Source organism: Kocuria marina (assembly GCA_014652975.1).
GTDB lineage: Bacteria > Actinomycetota > Actinomycetes > Actinomycetales > Micrococcaceae > Kocuria > Kocuria marina.
In genome coordinates, this window is sequence record BMZV01000001.1 from 217,582 (window position 1) to 231,865 (window position 14,284).

The 14,284-nt window shown below is 67.1% G+C and carries 21 protein-coding genes; all 21 read right to left on the minus strand.

Going from position 1 to position 14,284, the window contains the following annotated elements:
• Positions 1-40: 40 nt before the first annotated feature.
• The gene (rpsI, locus tag IE157_RS01035) at positions 41-541 is read right to left on the minus strand and encodes a 30S ribosomal protein S9 (RefSeq protein ID WP_064847346.1); all 501 of its coding nucleotides are present in this window, start codon (positions 539-541) and stop codon (positions 41-43) included.
• A 32-nt stretch (positions 542-573) separates the two neighbouring features.
• Positions 574-1,017, minus strand: coding sequence for a 50S ribosomal protein L13 (gene rplM, locus IE157_RS01040; protein ID WP_035959569.1), 444 nt, complete (start codon positions 1,015-1,017; stop codon positions 574-576).
• Between the two features lie 237 nt (positions 1,018-1,254).
• Positions 1,255-2,235 carry a tRNA pseudouridine synthase A gene (locus tag IE157_RS01045; RefSeq protein ID WP_193518890.1) on the minus strand — a complete coding sequence of 327 codons (981 nt, stop codon included), beginning with the start codon at positions 2,233-2,235 and terminating at the stop codon, positions 1,255-1,257.
• Positions 2,236-2,318: 83 nt separating this feature from the next.
• Positions 2,319-3,083, minus strand: coding sequence for a 50S ribosomal protein L17, sunset domain variant (gene rplQ, locus IE157_RS01050; RefSeq protein ID WP_064847277.1), 765 nt, complete (start codon positions 3,081-3,083; stop codon positions 2,319-2,321).
• Positions 3,084-3,154: 71 nt separating this feature from the next.
• Entirely contained in the window at positions 3,155-4,174 is a 1,020-nt protein-coding gene (locus IE157_RS01055) for a DNA-directed RNA polymerase subunit alpha (RefSeq protein WP_064847278.1), read from the minus strand.
• Positions 4,175-4,323: 149 nt separating this feature from the next.
• Positions 4,324-4,728 (minus strand): 30S ribosomal protein S11, encoded by a 405-nt coding sequence (gene rpsK / locus IE157_RS01060; protein WP_012397714.1) that lies wholly within the window; start codon positions 4,726-4,728, stop codon positions 4,324-4,326.
• A gap of 59 nt (positions 4,729-4,787) precedes the next feature.
• A complete protein-coding gene (gene rpsM / locus IE157_RS01065) occupies positions 4,788-5,156 on the minus strand; it encodes a 30S ribosomal protein S13 (RefSeq protein WP_035959599.1) in 369 nt (122 codons plus the stop codon).
• 157 nt (positions 5,157-5,313) lie between these two features.
• The gene (rpmJ, locus tag IE157_RS01070; RefSeq protein ID WP_012397712.1) at positions 5,314-5,427 is read right to left on the minus strand and encodes a 50S ribosomal protein L36; all 114 of its coding nucleotides are present in this window, start codon (positions 5,425-5,427) and stop codon (positions 5,314-5,316) included.
• Positions 5,428-5,515: 88 nt separating this feature from the next.
• Positions 5,516-5,737: a translation initiation factor IF-1 gene (gene infA / locus IE157_RS01075; RefSeq protein ID WP_012397711.1), complete on the minus strand. Its 222-nt coding sequence runs from the start codon at positions 5,735-5,737 to the stop codon at positions 5,516-5,518.
• A gap of 381 nt (positions 5,738-6,118) precedes the next feature.
• Positions 6,119-7,267: a 23S rRNA (adenine(2503)-C(2))-methyltransferase RlmN gene (gene rlmN, locus IE157_RS01080; protein WP_193518891.1), complete on the minus strand. Its 1,149-nt coding sequence runs from the start codon at positions 7,265-7,267 to the stop codon at positions 6,119-6,121.
• Positions 7,268-7,382: 115 nt separating this feature from the next.
• Positions 7,383-8,216, minus strand: a complete 834-nt coding sequence (map, locus tag IE157_RS01085) for a type I methionyl aminopeptidase (RefSeq protein ID WP_082943453.1) — start codon at positions 8,214-8,216, stop codon at positions 7,383-7,385.
• 154 nt (positions 8,217-8,370) lie between these two features.
• Positions 8,371-8,937 (minus strand): adenylate kinase, encoded by a 567-nt coding sequence (locus IE157_RS01090; RefSeq protein ID WP_064847280.1) that lies wholly within the window; start codon positions 8,935-8,937, stop codon positions 8,371-8,373.
• A 78-nt stretch (positions 8,938-9,015) separates the two neighbouring features.
• Positions 9,016-10,329, minus strand: a complete 1,314-nt coding sequence (gene secY / locus IE157_RS01095; RefSeq protein WP_193518892.1) for a preprotein translocase subunit SecY — start codon at positions 10,327-10,329, stop codon at positions 9,016-9,018.
• A gap of 230 nt (positions 10,330-10,559) precedes the next feature.
• Positions 10,560-11,027 (minus strand): 50S ribosomal protein L15, encoded by a 468-nt coding sequence (gene rplO / locus IE157_RS01100; RefSeq protein WP_064845207.1) that lies wholly within the window; start codon positions 11,025-11,027, stop codon positions 10,560-10,562.
• Positions 11,028-11,029: 2 nt separating this feature from the next.
• Positions 11,030-11,236 (minus strand): 50S ribosomal protein L30, encoded by a 207-nt coding sequence (rpmD, locus tag IE157_RS01105; RefSeq protein WP_035959642.1) that lies wholly within the window; start codon positions 11,234-11,236, stop codon positions 11,030-11,032.
• Complete coding sequence (gene rpsE / locus IE157_RS01110) at positions 11,236-11,964, minus strand: 30S ribosomal protein S5 (RefSeq protein WP_064845208.1); 729 nt, start codon at positions 11,962-11,964, stop codon at positions 11,236-11,238. Before rpsE ends, rpmD begins: the two co-directional genes overlap by 1 nt.
• On the minus strand, positions 11,961-12,332 hold the full coding sequence (gene rplR, locus IE157_RS01115) for a 50S ribosomal protein L18 (protein WP_035959658.1): 372 nt from the start codon (positions 12,330-12,332) through the stop codon (positions 11,961-11,963). The genes rpsE and rplR overlap by 4 nt, the downstream gene beginning before the upstream one ends.
• A gap of 2 nt (positions 12,333-12,334) precedes the next feature.
• Entirely contained in the window at positions 12,335-12,871 is a 537-nt protein-coding gene (gene rplF / locus IE157_RS01120) for a 50S ribosomal protein L6 (RefSeq protein WP_064845209.1), read from the minus strand.
• A gap of 31 nt (positions 12,872-12,902) precedes the next feature.
• Positions 12,903-13,301: a 30S ribosomal protein S8 gene (gene rpsH / locus IE157_RS01125; RefSeq protein WP_035959672.1), complete on the minus strand. Its 399-nt coding sequence runs from the start codon at positions 13,299-13,301 to the stop codon at positions 12,903-12,905.
• A gap of 74 nt (positions 13,302-13,375) precedes the next feature.
• Positions 13,376-13,945 (minus strand): 50S ribosomal protein L5, encoded by a 570-nt coding sequence (gene rplE / locus IE157_RS01130; protein ID WP_035959679.1) that lies wholly within the window; start codon positions 13,943-13,945, stop codon positions 13,376-13,378.
• Entirely contained in the window at positions 13,945-14,283 is a 339-nt protein-coding gene (gene rplX, locus IE157_RS01135) for a 50S ribosomal protein L24 (RefSeq protein ID WP_035959685.1), read from the minus strand. The genes rplE and rplX overlap by 1 nt, the downstream gene beginning before the upstream one ends.
• Between the last annotated feature and the right edge of the window lies 1 nt (position 14,284).

Here is a 14,284-nt window from a genome sequence, read left to right on the forward strand (position 1 = left end):
CTGCACGAAAACGCCCGGCCGAGGCTTGGGCTGCTTCGTTTTAGCGCTTGGAGTACTGCGGAGCCTTGCGGGCCTTCTTGAGGCCTGCCTTCTTGCGCTCGATGACGCGGGCGTCACGGGTCAGGAAGCCGGCCTTCTTGAGGGCGGGGCGGTTGTGCTCGGCGTCGATCTCGTTGAGCGCGCGGGCCACGCCGAGGCGCAGCGCACCGGCCTGGCCGGAGGGGCCACCGCCGCTGATGCGGGCGATGACGTCGTACGCGCCCTGCAGTTCGAGCAGGCGGAAGGGGTCGTTGACCTCCTGCTGGTGCAGCTTGTTGGGGAAGTACTCCTCGAGGCTGCGACCGTTGACGCTCCACTGCCCGGAACCGGGGACCACGCGCACGCGGGCGATGGCCTGCTTGCGGCGGCCCACGGCCTGGCCGGAAACGGTCAGGGCGGGGCGGTCGGACAGGGCGGCACCGGCGACGGGCTCGGTGGACTCGGAGGTGTAGCTGGTCAGCTCCACGTCCTCGGTGATCTGCTCTTCAGTGTTCTGAGCCACGATTCTCCTTATGTGTTATTCGTTGGCCCGAATTACTGGGCGACCTGGGTGAATTCGTAGGGCTTGGGCTGCTGAGCCTGGTGCGGGTGCTCCGCACCGGCGTAGACCTTCAGCTTGGACAGTTGCTGAGCGGCCAGCTTGTTCTTGGGCAGCATGCCCTTGACGGCCTTCTCCACGGCGCGCGTGGGGTTCTTCTCGAGCAACTCGGCGTAGCTGGTGGACTTGAGCCCACCCGGGTAGCCGGAGTGACGGTAGGCGCGCTTCTTCTCGAGCTTGGCACCCGTGAGGGCGACCTTTTCCGCGTTGATGATGATGACGAAATCGCCGGTGTCCACGTGGGGAGCGAAGGTCGGCTTGTGCTTCCCGCGCAGCAGTGTTGCGGTCTGGCTGGCAAGACGACCCAGGACGACGTCGGTGGCGTCGATGACGTGCCACTGACGCTGGACGTCACCGGGCTTCGGAGTGTACGTACGCACGTTGATCTGCCTTCGTTTGTCTGCTGATGACACGAATGCTCGTGTCCGATGGTTCCGCTGTGCTTCGGGGCCCGGGTGAGATCCGGGCGGCATCCGTGCGTCCACAACCCGGTGCACCGCACGGCCCTGCGCTCTGCAACATGAGCGACCGATGCGGGTACACGTGAACCGGGGCAGAACACGCACAACAGCATTCCATATTACCGGATCACCGCCCGCCCCGCCAGTCGTGGGGCGCTATTCGTCGTGTTGGGCGGGGCGCCGAGCGCGCGTGAGCCGGGCGCGTTCGGCGAGCTGGGACTGGTCGGGATAGCGCACGGCATCAAGGACGAGACCGTGCGCGGGTGCCATGAGGACGTTCGCGTCCCGGACCCGGGCGCGCAGCCGCTGACCCGGCCACGCGGCGTCGTACCGCCCCTCCCCCACGCGGACCACCGCGCCCACAATGCAGCGCACCATGTGGTGGCAGAAGGCATCCGCCTGCAGGGCGATTATGATCATGCCGCTCTCGTCGCGGTGCACGCCCGCGCGCTGCAGGTCGCGGATCGTGGTGGCGCCCTCGCGGGGTTTGCAGAAGCTCAGGAAGTCGTGCAGCCCCAGCAGTTCGCGCACGGCCCGGTCCATCGCGGTCACGTCGAGGTGCCAGGGGACCCACCACGAGAACGTGCGCGTCAGGGGGTCGTGGCCGGTCACGGCGTCCGCCACGCGGTACGTGTAGCCGCGGGAGAGCGCGGAGAACCGGGCGTCGAAGCCCTCGGGGGCCACGGCGACGTCGCGCACCACGATCGCACCCACGGCGGGGTCCCAGCCGTGGGCCGCACGGTCCTTACCCAGGACCCGGTTGAGGGCGCCGTTGAGCTTGCGCGTGAGCCCCGCGGCGGCGGCATCGCGGGCCGCGACGTCCTGCACGTCGGCGGGACCGCCTGCGCTGAGATCGCCGGTGTCGGCATCACTTGCCAGGGGCCCGCGGGGACGCGAGCACGCGAACCGGGCCCACAACGGCGCGGGAACGTCCACGTGGACGGTCTGCCGACGCGCATGCACACCCGTGTCCGTGCGCCCGGCCACGACCGTGGCGCACGGCGCGCGGAAGATCAGCTCGAGCGCGTCCTCGAGCGCGCCCTGCACGCTCGGCAGCCCGGGTTGCCGGGCCCAGCCCTTGAACGGGGCGCCGTCGTAGCCCAGTTCCACCCGCAGTCTGAGGGTCTCCCCCGTCATCTGTGCGTTCCTCCCGAGGACGACGACGCCGCCGCAGGAACCTGCGGCGGCGTCGTGACGGTCGTGCTACTCAGAAGTCCCGATCACTCGGAGATCTTCTGGGCGGCGGCACCGCCGGCGGGCTGGAAGCCGGCTGCCTCGGCATTGGCCGGGGAGTCGAACCAGATCTCGGCGGTCGTGCCGGAGTACCAGCGCGAACCGGGCACGTGGTACTTCATGGAGTTGCGGTTGCCCTTGACGGTGAAGCCTTCGGGGGCCTCGCCGGACTCGAGCGGCGCGTGGGAACCGGCGAACTCGGCGTCCTGGTTCTCCTCGGCGACCTCGGCGGCCTCCTCGGAGCCAATGGCCGGAGCCTGCTCTTCGGCGGGGATCTCGTTCTTCTTGACGTCCTCGGCGGTAGAACCGGCGGGGGTGTCCACGGGAGCGGCGGGCTCGGCGGCGGCCTTGGTCGTGGCGCGCTCGGCCTCGGCCACGGTCTCCCGCTTGGCCACGGGCTCCATGACGAGCTCGATCACGGCCATGGGGGCGTTGTCGCCCTTGCGGTTGCCGATCTTGGTGATGCGGGTGTACCCGCCGTCGCGGCCTTCCATGGCGGGCGCGATGCTGGTGAACAGCTCGTGCACCACGGACTTGTCGGTCAGCTGACGCATGACGCGACGGCGGGCCGCGAGGTCACCGCGCTTGGCGAACGTGATCAGGCGCTCGGCCACGGGACGCAGGCGCTTGGCCTTGGTCACGGTGGTGGTGATGCGCTTGTGCTCGAACAGCTGCTGCGACAGGTTCGAGAGGATCATGCGCTGGTGGGTCGGCCCGGCGCCGAGACGGGGTCCCTTGGTAGGGGTAGGCATAGTAGGTCTCCTGATGATCGGGCCCGTGCGGTCCGCTCAGCGGCCGCGGGGCACGGAAAGTGGTGTGGGCGTCAGTCGAGATCGACGTCGAACGGGTTGTTGTTCTCGTCCTCGTCCTCGAGCGACGCCGCGTGGGCGGCGAGGTCGTAACCCGGAGGGGAATCCTTCAGGGCCAGACCGAGCTCACCGAGCTTCTCCTTGACTTCATCGATGGACTTGGCACCGAAGTTGCGGATGTCCATGAGGTCCGCTTCGGAGCGGCCCACGAGTTCACCCACGCTGTGGATGCCCTCGCGCTTGAGGCAGTTGTACGAACGCACGGACAGCTCGAGGTCCTCGATGGGCAGCGCCATGTCCGCGGCAGCCGCGGCGTCCGTGGGCGAAGGCCCGATCTCGATGCCCTCGGCAGCCGAGTTCAGCTCGCGCGCCAGGCCGAACAGCTCGACCAGCGTGGTGCCCGCCGAAGCCACCGCGTCACGCGGGGAGATGGCTTCCTTGGTCTCGACGTCCAGGATGAGCTTGTCGAAGTCGGTGCGCTGTTCCACACGGGTGGCCTCCACGCGGAAGGTCACCTTCAGGACGGGGGAGTAGATGGAATCCACGGGGATCCGACCGACTTCCGCGTCACCCGACTTGTTCTGCGACGCCGAGACGTAACCGCGCCCGCGCTCGATGGTCAGCTCGATCTCGAGCTGGCCCTTGGAGTTCAAGGTCGCGATGTGCAGATCGGGGTTGTGGACCTCGACACCGGCCGGGGCGGAGATGTCCGCCGCGGTGACCTCGCCCGGGCCCTGCTTGCGCAGCCACGCGGTGACGGGCTCGTCCTCCTCGGAGGACAGGGAGAGTTTCTTGATGTTGAGGATGAGCTCGGTGACGTCCTCTTTGACACCCTCCACGGTGGAGAACTCGTGCAGCACACCGTCGATGCGGATGCTGGTCACGGAGGCCCCGGGGATGGAGGACAGGAGCGTACGGCGCAGGGAGTTACCGAGGGTGTAACCGAAACCCGGTTCCAGCGGTTCGATCACGAACCGGGAACGGTTCTCGGCCACAGCCTCTTCCGTGAGGGTGGGGCGCTGTGCGATGAGCACTGATGTTTCCTTTCAGCGTGCCTCCGCCATATGACGCACGCAGGTGGTGGAAAACAAAATGGGTGGGTGCCGCGGTGAGCAGGCGTGAAACACCGCGTCGAAGCGTGGTCACCCGCACCCAGGGGGCACGGGCGACCACGCGGGACGTGTCAGACGCGGCGGCGCTTGGGGGGCCGGCAGCCGTTGTGCGCGGACGGGGTGACGTCCTGGATGGACCCGACCTCCAACCCGGTGGCCTGCAGTGCGCGGATCGCGGTCTCGCGGCCCGAACCGGGGCCCTTAACGAACACGTCCACCTTGCGCATGCCGTGCTCCTGCGCGCCCTTGGCAGCGGCCTCGGCGGCCTGCTGCGCGGCGAACGGGGTGGACTTCCGCGAACCCTTGAAGCCCATGCCGCCGGCCGAGGCCCACGACAGGACCGCACCCGAGGGGTCGGTGATGGAAACGATGGTGTTGTTGAACGTGGACTTGATGTGGGCCTGGCCCTGCGTCACGTTCTTGTTAACCTTGCGACGCGGCTTGCGAGCAGCCGTCGCGCGAGTCTTCTGAGCCATGAATTCTCCTACAAAGATCTTCGACGTAGATCAGCCACCGGCGGCGGTGGCGACCACGATTACTTCTTCTTGCCGGCGACCGTGCGCTTGGGACCCTTGCGGGTGCGAGCGTTGGTCTTCGTGCGCTGGCCGTGGACCGGGAGGCCACGGCGGTGACGCAGTCCCTGGTAGCTGCCGATCTCGACCTTGCGGCGGATGTCGGCGGCAACCTCGCGGCGCAGATCACCTTCGACCTTGTAGTTGCCTTCGATGTAGTCGCGCAGCTCCACGAGCTGGGCGTCGGTGAGATCCTTGACGCGCACGTCGCCCGAGATGCCGGTGGCATCCAGGGTTGCGAGAGCGCGCGTGCGTCCCACGCCGTAGATGTAGGTCAGCGCGATTTCCAGCCGCTTTTCGCGGGGGAGGTCGACGCCTGCGAGACGAGCCATATCGGCGGTTCTCCTTGTACTGTCCGGAGGTCTTGAACACTGCGTCCCGGATGTTTCGTCACATCCGGTCTCCGGCCTCCGTGCCGGGGGTTGCCGCACCCGTGGGTGCCAGCTGCAGTGCCCGTTCTGTCAATCCACTTGCGTGGGGGCGTTCCCGTCAGCCCTGGCGCTGCTTGTGCCGGGGGTTCTCGCAGATCACCATGACCCGCCCGTTACGGCGAATCACCTTGCACTTGTCGCAGATCTGCTTGACGCTCGGTTGGACCTTCATCGCATTCCTTCGCGTACTCGTAATGGCGTGTGCACCGGAGACACCGCGCCCGGGCCGAGGTACCGGCCGTGCACGGTGGTTCTGGGTCTTACTTGTAGCGGTAGACGATCCGGCCTCGGGAAAGGTCATAGGGGCTGAGCTCCACCACGACGCGGTCCTCAGGGAGGATCCGGATGTAGTGCTGGCGCATCTTGCCAGAGATGTGGGCGAGCACCTTGTGACCGTTGGTCAGCTCAACACGGAACGACGCATTGGGCAGTGCCTCGACCACAGTGCCTTCGATCTCGATGACTCCGTCTTTCTTGGCCATATCCTCCGCTAACTTCTCGAGGGGTCCGGTTGTCCTACCGGACGGCGGTGCCCGGACCGGTAGTCCCCCCAGACGAACAACCCCGCACTACGATTCGCAGTGGGGGTCATGGGATGGGTGGGCACGGCTCGGTCTGCGAGCACAAACAACCAACGCACGACACTACGCTGTTTCGCCCGTCTTCGCAAGCTGGAGGGCAGCGCCACGACGACGCCGCGCTGCCCCGCCGTCAGCCCCCGGCACCGCGGTAGTGCTCTTCCGTGAGTGTGGTGCTCTTCCGTGAGTGTGGTCCCGCTAGTCCCTGAGCCTGGTCCCGTCGGCCGACACCGGGCCGCCCGTTCGCTGGGCCCACCCTCACGACGCGGGTGAGCGCGCGCCGGCTCAGACGTCCGTGGCCAACTGGCCGCACGCGCCGTCGATGTCGGAGCCGCGAGTGTCCCGCACCGTGGTGGGGATGCCGTGGGCGCGCAGGCGCTCCACGAAGTTCTGCTCCACGCCACGGCGCGAGGCCGTCCACTTGGAGCCGGGGGTGGGGTTGAGCGGGATGGGGTTCACGTGTACCCACCCGGCACCACGCTTGTTGAGCTTCTCCCCCAGCAGGTCCGCCCGCCAGCCCTGGTCGTTGATGTCACGGATCAGCGCGTACTCGATCGACACGCGCCGGCCGGTGGCGTCGTAGTAGTCGCGCGCGGCGTCGAGCGCCTCGTCCACCTTCCAGCGAGTGTTGATGGGGATCAGTTCGTCGCGCAGTTCGTCGTCCGGGGCGTGCAGGGACAGCGCCAGCGTGATGGGCAGCTTCTCGAGGGTGAACTTGCGGATCCCGGGAACCAGACCCACGGTGGACATGGTGAGCCCGCGCGCGGAGATCCCGAGTCCTTCCGGGGAGGGGTCGATGATCCGATGTACGGCGCCCATGGTGGCCTTGTAGTTGGCGAGGGCCTCCCCCATGCCCATGAACACGATGTTGGACACCCGCTGGGGCACGTCCTCCGGGTCCCCCACCACGCCGTCGCGCAGCGCCCGCACACCCTGGACCACTTGATCGGCGATCTCGGCGGCGGAGAGGTTGCGTGTGAGGCCGGACTGGCCGGTCGCACAGAACGGGCAGTTCATCCCGCACCCCGCCTGGGACGAAATGCACATGGTCACGCGCTTGTCGTAGCGCATGAGTACCGACTCGACCATAGCGCCGTCGAACAACCGGTGGACGGACTTGACGGTCATCCCCTGGTCCGCGCGCAATTGCCGCACGGTGGTCAACAGCGGCGGCAGGGCCTTGGCCGCGAGCTCGCCCCGCTGGGCGGCGGGCAGATCCGTCATGGCCGCGGGGTCCGCCTCGAAGCGCTCGAAGTAGTGCTTGGACAGCTGCGACGCCCGGAACGCGGGGTAGCCCGCGTCCTGTAGGAACTGCTTGCGCCCGGCCATGTCGAAGTCCGCGAGGTGCAGCGGGGGCTTGCCGCGCCGCGCGGGCTTGAACACGAGCTGGCCGGTCTTGGGTTTCGGGGTGATCTCAACGGGTTGTGCCGTCATGGGAATCCTCTCCCTGTTCTCGGGGTGGTTCTGTGGTGTCAGGGGTCGGGTGGACGTTGCGGGACGAGCTGTGACGATCGGACCTGCGGCGGCAGGCCGTCAGGCGGCGGGGCCGTCAGGCAGCGGGGATCGGGACCGGGCGGACCCCCAAGGGTTCGAGTTCGGAGCGGCCACCGTCCTCCGCGGTGAGCACCCACACGCCCTGGCTGTGGCGGCACACGGTGTGCTCCCACTGGCTCGCGCGCGAGCCGTCCGTGGTCACGACCGTCCATTCGTCCTCGAGCACGCGGGTCTCGATCCCGCCGCGCACGAGCATCGGTTCGATGGCCAGAGCCATGCCCGTGACGAGTTTGGGCCCGCGATTGCTGACCGCGTAGTTGGGGACGTCCGGGGCCATGTGCATCTCGGTGCCGATGCCGTGGCCCACGTAGTCCTCGAGGATCCCGAGACGCCCGCCCACGGTGTCCCGCACGTGGTCCTCGACCGCGCGGCCGATGTCCCCCACGTGGGTACCGGTGGCCATCGCGGCGATGCCGCGCCACATGGCCGCACGCGTGACGTCCGACAGTTCCTGGTCGGCGGGGTCGTGGGTGGTCCCCACGAGCACGGTGCGCGCGGAGTCCCCGTGCCAACCGGCCACGATCGCACCGCCGTCGATCGATACGATGTCACCGTCCGCCAAGACGCGCTGCCCGGGGATTCCGTGCACGACCTCGTCGTTGACGGAGGTGCACACCGTGGCCGGGTAGCCGTAGTAGCCCAGGAAGTTGGACTGCGCGTCGTACTCGTCCAGGACCTCGCGGAATGCACGGTCGAGGTCCGCGGTGGTGGCCCCGGGGACGGCGGCCGCGACCGCGGCGTCGAGCGCGAGTGACGTGACCACGCCCGCCCGGGACATGGCCGCCAACTCGGCGTCCGACTTCAATTGGATCTTGCGGCGTCCGAACACGGTGCTCGGGACCTCCCCTGATGGTTGATGTTCGTCTGACGGGCGAGCCCCCAGACCGACTCTTCGCGCCGGTCTGGGGGCTCGTGATGGTTCTGGTGTTCGACGGCGCGCCCCCCGGCCGCGGCCGAGCGGCGCCGTTCGTGTGGATTGCGGCTCAGGCGGGCAATGCCGCCAGGATGCGCTCGGTGACCTCGTCGATGCCGCCGAGTCCGTCCACGCGCGTGACGATGCCCCGGTCCTCGTACAGCTCCACGACCGGTGCGGTCTGCTCGTCGTAGACGTCCAGACGGTGCCGGATGACGTCCTCGGTGTCGTCCGTGCGGCCCTGGTCCTGGGCGCGGCCCAACAACCGGGAGACGAGTTCCTCGTTGTCCGCGGTAAGCAGCAGCACCACGTCCAGGGAGACCCCGTTGGCCTCGAGGATCCGGTCCAGTTCACGGACCTGGGCCACGGTGCGCGGGTACCCGTCCAGCAGGAAGCCGTCGCGGACGTCGTCGTGCGACAACCGGTCACGCACCATGTTGTTGGTCACGGAATCCGGGACCAGGTTCCCGGCGTCCGTGTAGCGCTGGGCTTCCTTGCCGAGTTCGGTCTGTTCCTTGATGTTGGCGCGAAAGATGTCACCGGTCGAGATGGCGGGAACGCCTAGTCGCTCGCAGATCCGCGCGGCCTGGGTGCCCTTGCCCGCGCCCGGCGGTCCAATGATCAACATGCGGGTCATGTTCTCTCCTTGCGTCAACGTCAGGTTCTCCCCCACTCTACCGGGCGGTGGACCCGCCTGCCGTGGCCGTGCACGGGCTCAGGTGCGCAGCAGACCCTCGTAGTGGCGCTGTTGCAACTGGGCGTCGATCTGCTTGACGGTGTCCAGACCCACGCCCACCATGATCAGCAGCGACGGGCCACCGAAGGGGAAGTTCTGGTTCGCGTCGAAGAGCACGAGCGCCACGAGCGGGATCATGGACACGATGCCCAGGTACAGCGCACCGGGCAGCGTAATCCGGGAGAGCACGTAGCGCAGGTAGTTCTCGGTGGGACGGCCCGCGCGGATCCCCGGGATGAAGCCGCCGTAGCGCTTCATGTTGTCGGAGACCTCTTCGGGGTTGAACGTGATGGACACGTAGAAGTACGTGAAGGCCACGATCAGCAGGAAGTAGACCGTCATGTAGATCGGGTGGTCACCGCGGGCCAGGTACGTGTTGACCCAGTTGACCCACCCCGGAACGGGGCTGCCGTCGTCGGGCATCGCGAACTGCGCGATCATCGTGGGCAGCATGAGCATGGAGGACGCGAAGATGATGGGGATCACGCCGGCCATGTTGACCTTGAGCGGGATGTAGGTGCTGGTCCCGCCGATGGTGCGGCGGCCCACCATGCGCTTGGCGTACTGCACCGGGATCCGGCGCTGCGACTGCTCCACGAACACCACGCATGTGATGACCACCAGTCCCAGGGCACACACGCCCAGGAACAGGCCCCAACCGCGGGTGCGCAGGATGTCACCGAGCGCGGACGGGAACGTGGCCGCAATGGAGGTGAAGATCAGCAGGGACATACCGTTACCCACGCCGCGGTCCGTGATGCGCTCACCGAGCCACATGATCACGGTGGTGCCCGCGGTCATCGTGAGGATCATGATCACGAGCACCAAGAGGGAGTCGTCCGGAATGACGGGCAGGGGGCAGTTGCCGAGCAGGTTGCCCGAACGCGCCAGGGAGATCACGGTGGTCGCGTTCAACGCGGCCAGCCCGATCGTGAGGTAGCGGGTGTACTGCGTGAGCTTGGTCTGCCCCTGCGCACCCTCCTCGTGCAGTTCCTGGAACCGCGGGATCACCACGCGCAGCAACTGCACGATGATGCTCGCGGTGATGTAGGGCATCACGCCCAGCGCGAAGATGGACAGCTGCAACAGGGCCCCACCGCTGAACAGGTTGACCAGGTCGTACGCGCCACCCGTGGTGTTGCCCAGGGCGAGACACTGCTGCACGTTGCCGTAGTCCACACCCGGTGCGGGGATGAACGTCCCCAACCGGTAGATCACAATGATCCCCAGTGTGAACAGCAGCTTGTTGCGCAGCTCCGGCGTGGTAAACGCCCGTGCGAAAGCACTGAGCACAGGTCCTCCTCCAAAAACGTGGTGGCCCGGTGGGTTCCGACCCCGGGCAAGTCTAGCGAAGGATCCGCCGCGACCCCGGCGGTCGGTCTTGCGACATCCTGGTAAAGCGATTCGGGCGACGCGGTCCGGGCGTCGTCGTGGGGGTAACGCAACGGGCCCCGCGCCGGCAATCCGGCGCGGGGCCCGTTCCAGTTCAGGGATTCACCCTACAACCGAACACTGGGATCGGTTCATGCGTTCTGCGTGGACCCACCAGCCGCGGCGATCTTCTCCGACGCGGACGCGGAGAACTTGTCCGCGGTGATGTTCAGTGCCACGGAGATCTCCCCGCTACCGAGCACCTTCACGGGCTGGTTCTTGCGCACCGCACCCTTGGCGACCAGGTCCGCGACGGTGACCGTGCCACCCTCGGGGAACAGCTCGCCCAGGCGGTCCAAGTTCACGACCTGGTACTCCACGCGGAACGGGTTCTTGAACCCGCGCAGCTTGGGCAGGCGCATGTGCAGCGGCAGCTGACCGCCCGCGAAACCGGCCTTGACCTGGTAACGCGCCTTGGTGCCCTTGGTACCACGGCCCGCGGTCTTACCCTTCGAGGCCTCGCCACGGCCAAGACGCGTCTTGGCCTGGTGCGAGCCGGGGGCGGGACGCAGGTGGTGGACCTTCAGAGCGTGGCGCTTGCTCTCGGTGTTTTCAGCCATGCTCAGGCCTCCTCAACCTCTACGAGATGCGACACCGTGTTGATCATGCCCACGGTGGCGGCATCGGCCTTGCGCTCCACGACCTGGCCCGGACGCTTGAGACCGAGCGAACGCAGCGTGTCGCGCATGTTCTGCTTCTGACCGACCACGGAGCGGACCTGCTTCACGCGCAGGGACGCGCCGGTGGCCTGAATGCGCTTTCCGTTCATCAGGCACCTGCCTTCTGGATGTCACGCAGCAACGGCGCGGGAACGACCTCGTCCATGGGCAGGCCACGGCGGGCCGCCACGGAGGCGGGCTCCTCGAGCTCACGCAGCGCCTGGATGGTCGCGTGCACGATGTTGATCTGGTTGGACGAGCCCAGGGACTTGGACAGCACGTCGTGGATACCGGCGCACTCGAGCACCGCACGCACCGGACCACCGGCGATCACACCGGTACCCGGGGTCGCCGGGCGCAGCATGACGACGCCAGCCGCGGCCTCACCCTGCACACGGTGCGGGATGGTGCGGTTCTCCACGCGGGGGACCCGGAAGAAGTTCTTCTTGGCCTCCTCCACGCCCTTGGAGATCGCGGCGGGAACTTCCTTGGCCTTGCCGTAGCCCACGCCGACCATGCCGTTGCCGTCACCGACGACCACGAGAGCGGTGAAGCTGAAGCGACGACCACCCTTGACGACCTTGGACACACGGTTGATGGTCACGACGCGCTCGAGGAACTTGTCCTTGTCGTCGTCGCGCCCGCCGCGGCCCCCACGACCACCACGGTCGTTGCGGCCACCGCGCTCGTTGCGACCGCCACGGTCGTTACGACCGCCGCGGCCACCGCGGTTCTCGTCGGTCCCCTGGCGCTCCGAGGTGTTCGCCTCGGTCGTCGTGTTGGAACCGTTGGTGGCTTCGCTCACCTGAGTTTCCTTCTCGTTCTTCTGCTCGCTCACAGCGCCAGACCTCCTTCACGGGCACCCTCGGCCACCGCGGCCACGCGGCCGTGGTACTTGTTGCCGCCGCGGTCGAACACGACGGTCTCGATCCCCGCAGCCTTGGCACGCTCGGCGATCAGCTCACCGATGCGCTTGGCCTTGGCGGTCTTGTCGTCGGACGACGCGCGCAGATCGCTTTCCATGGTGGACGCCGAGACCAGGGTGAAACCCTTGTCGTCGTCGATCACCTGGGCGACCATGTGGCGGGTGGAACGCGTGACCACCAGACGGGGGCGCAGCGCGGTTCCGGCGATGTGCTTGCGCACGCGGCGGTGACGCCGTGCCCGCTGAGCAGCCTTCGACTTTCCCTTGATTACGAGAGCCATGATTACTTACCAGCCTTTCCGGCCTTGCGGCGGATCTGCTCGCCGGCGTAGCGCACGCCCTTGCCCTTGTAGGGATCGGGCAGACGCAGGGAGCGGATCTTCGCGGCGACCTGGCCAACCTGCTGCTTGTCGATACCGGAAACGGTGACCTTGTTGGCGCCCTCGACGGACAGCGTGATGCCGTCCGGAGCGTTGAAGGGCACCGGGTGGCTGTAACCCAGAGCGAACTCCAGGTTGGCACCCCTGGCCTGGACACGGTAACCCGTGCCCACGATCTCCAGCTGCTTGGCGTAGCCCTGCGAGACACCCTGGATCATGTTGGAGATCAGGGTGCGCGTGAGGCCGTGCAAGGAACGGGATTCGCGCTCGTCGTTGGGGCGGGACACCTGCACGGTGCCGTCCTCGACGACCACGGTGATGGGCGCGGGCACGGTGTGGGTCAGTTCGCCCTTGGGGCCCTTGACCTGCACCACGGAACCGTCCACGGAGACCTCCACACCGGCGGGCACAGAGATCGGGAGACGTCCAATACGTGACATGTCTTCTTCCTTTCTTCTTCTGTGCTACCGGTTACCAGACGTACGCGAGGACTTCCCCGCCCACGCCCTTCTTGCCGGCCTGCTTGTCGGTCAGCAGTCCGGAGGACGTGGAGAGGATCGCGATGCCGAGGCCGCCGAACACGCGGGGCAGCTCGGTGGACTTCGCGTACACGCGCAGGCCCGGCTTGGAGATGCGGCGGACACCGGCGATCGAGCGCTCACGGTTGGAACCGAACTTCAGCGACAGGGTCAGGGTCTTGCCCACCCGGGCGGGTTCTTCGGACCAGTCGGCGATGTAGCCCTCGGCCTTGAGGATGTCCGCGATCCGAGCCTTGAGCTTGGAGTACGGCATGCTCACGGTGTCGTGGTAGGCCGAGTTCGCGTTGCGCAGCCGCGTCAGCATGTCTGCGACGGGATCTGTCATTGTCATGTGGGCTTCAGCCCTTCCTCGTCAGGGTTTCCCTGCCGGTTGCAGCCCGCAGGGACCTTCTGACGTCGATGGAATCAGTTGGTCTTGAACGGGAAACCGAGCGCCTTGAGCAGCGCGCGACCCTCGTCGTCGGTCTTGGCGGAGGTGACCACGGTGATGTCCATACCGCGCACGCGATCGATCTTGTCCTGATCGATCTCGTGGAACATGGACTGTTCCGTCAGACCGAAGGTGTAGTTGCCGTTGCCGTCGAAGTGACGGTCGGACAGACCACGGAAGTCACGGATACGCGGCAGCGCGAGCGTGACGAGACGGTCCAGGAATTCCCACATCCGCTCGCCACGCATGGTGACGTGCGCGCCGATGGGCATTCCCTCACGCAGCTTGAACTGCGCAATGGACTTCTTGGCCCGGTTGACCACGGGCTTCTGACCGGTGATGGCGGTGAGGTCCTTGATGGCGTTGTCCACCAGCTTGGAGTCCTTGGCCGCCTCGCCCAGACCCATGTTGACCACGACCTTGACCACGCGCGGCATCTGCATGACGTTCGCGTAGCCGAACTGCTCCTGCAGGGCCGGGACGACGGTCTCCTGGTACTTGGTCTTGAACCGGGGGGTGAACTTGGTTTCGGTGGTTTCGCTCATCACAGATCCTTGCCGGTGCTCTTGGACACGCGAACGCGGACGGTCTTCTGCTTGCCGTTGCGCTCCACGGTCTCGGTGCGGTAGCCCACACGGGTCGGCTTGCCGGTCTCCGGGTCCACGAGCATCACGTTGGAGATGTGGATCGGAGCCTCGGACTTGACGAGGCCGCCGGCTTCGCCCTGGGCGTTGGCGCGCTTGTGCTTGGTCACGACGTTGACGCCCTCGACCACCACGCGGGAGGTCTCGGTGATCACGCGCAGGACCTTGCCCTGCTCGCCCTTGTTCTTACCGGTGATGACCTGAACCAGGTCGCCGGTCTTGATCTTGAATTTCGCCATG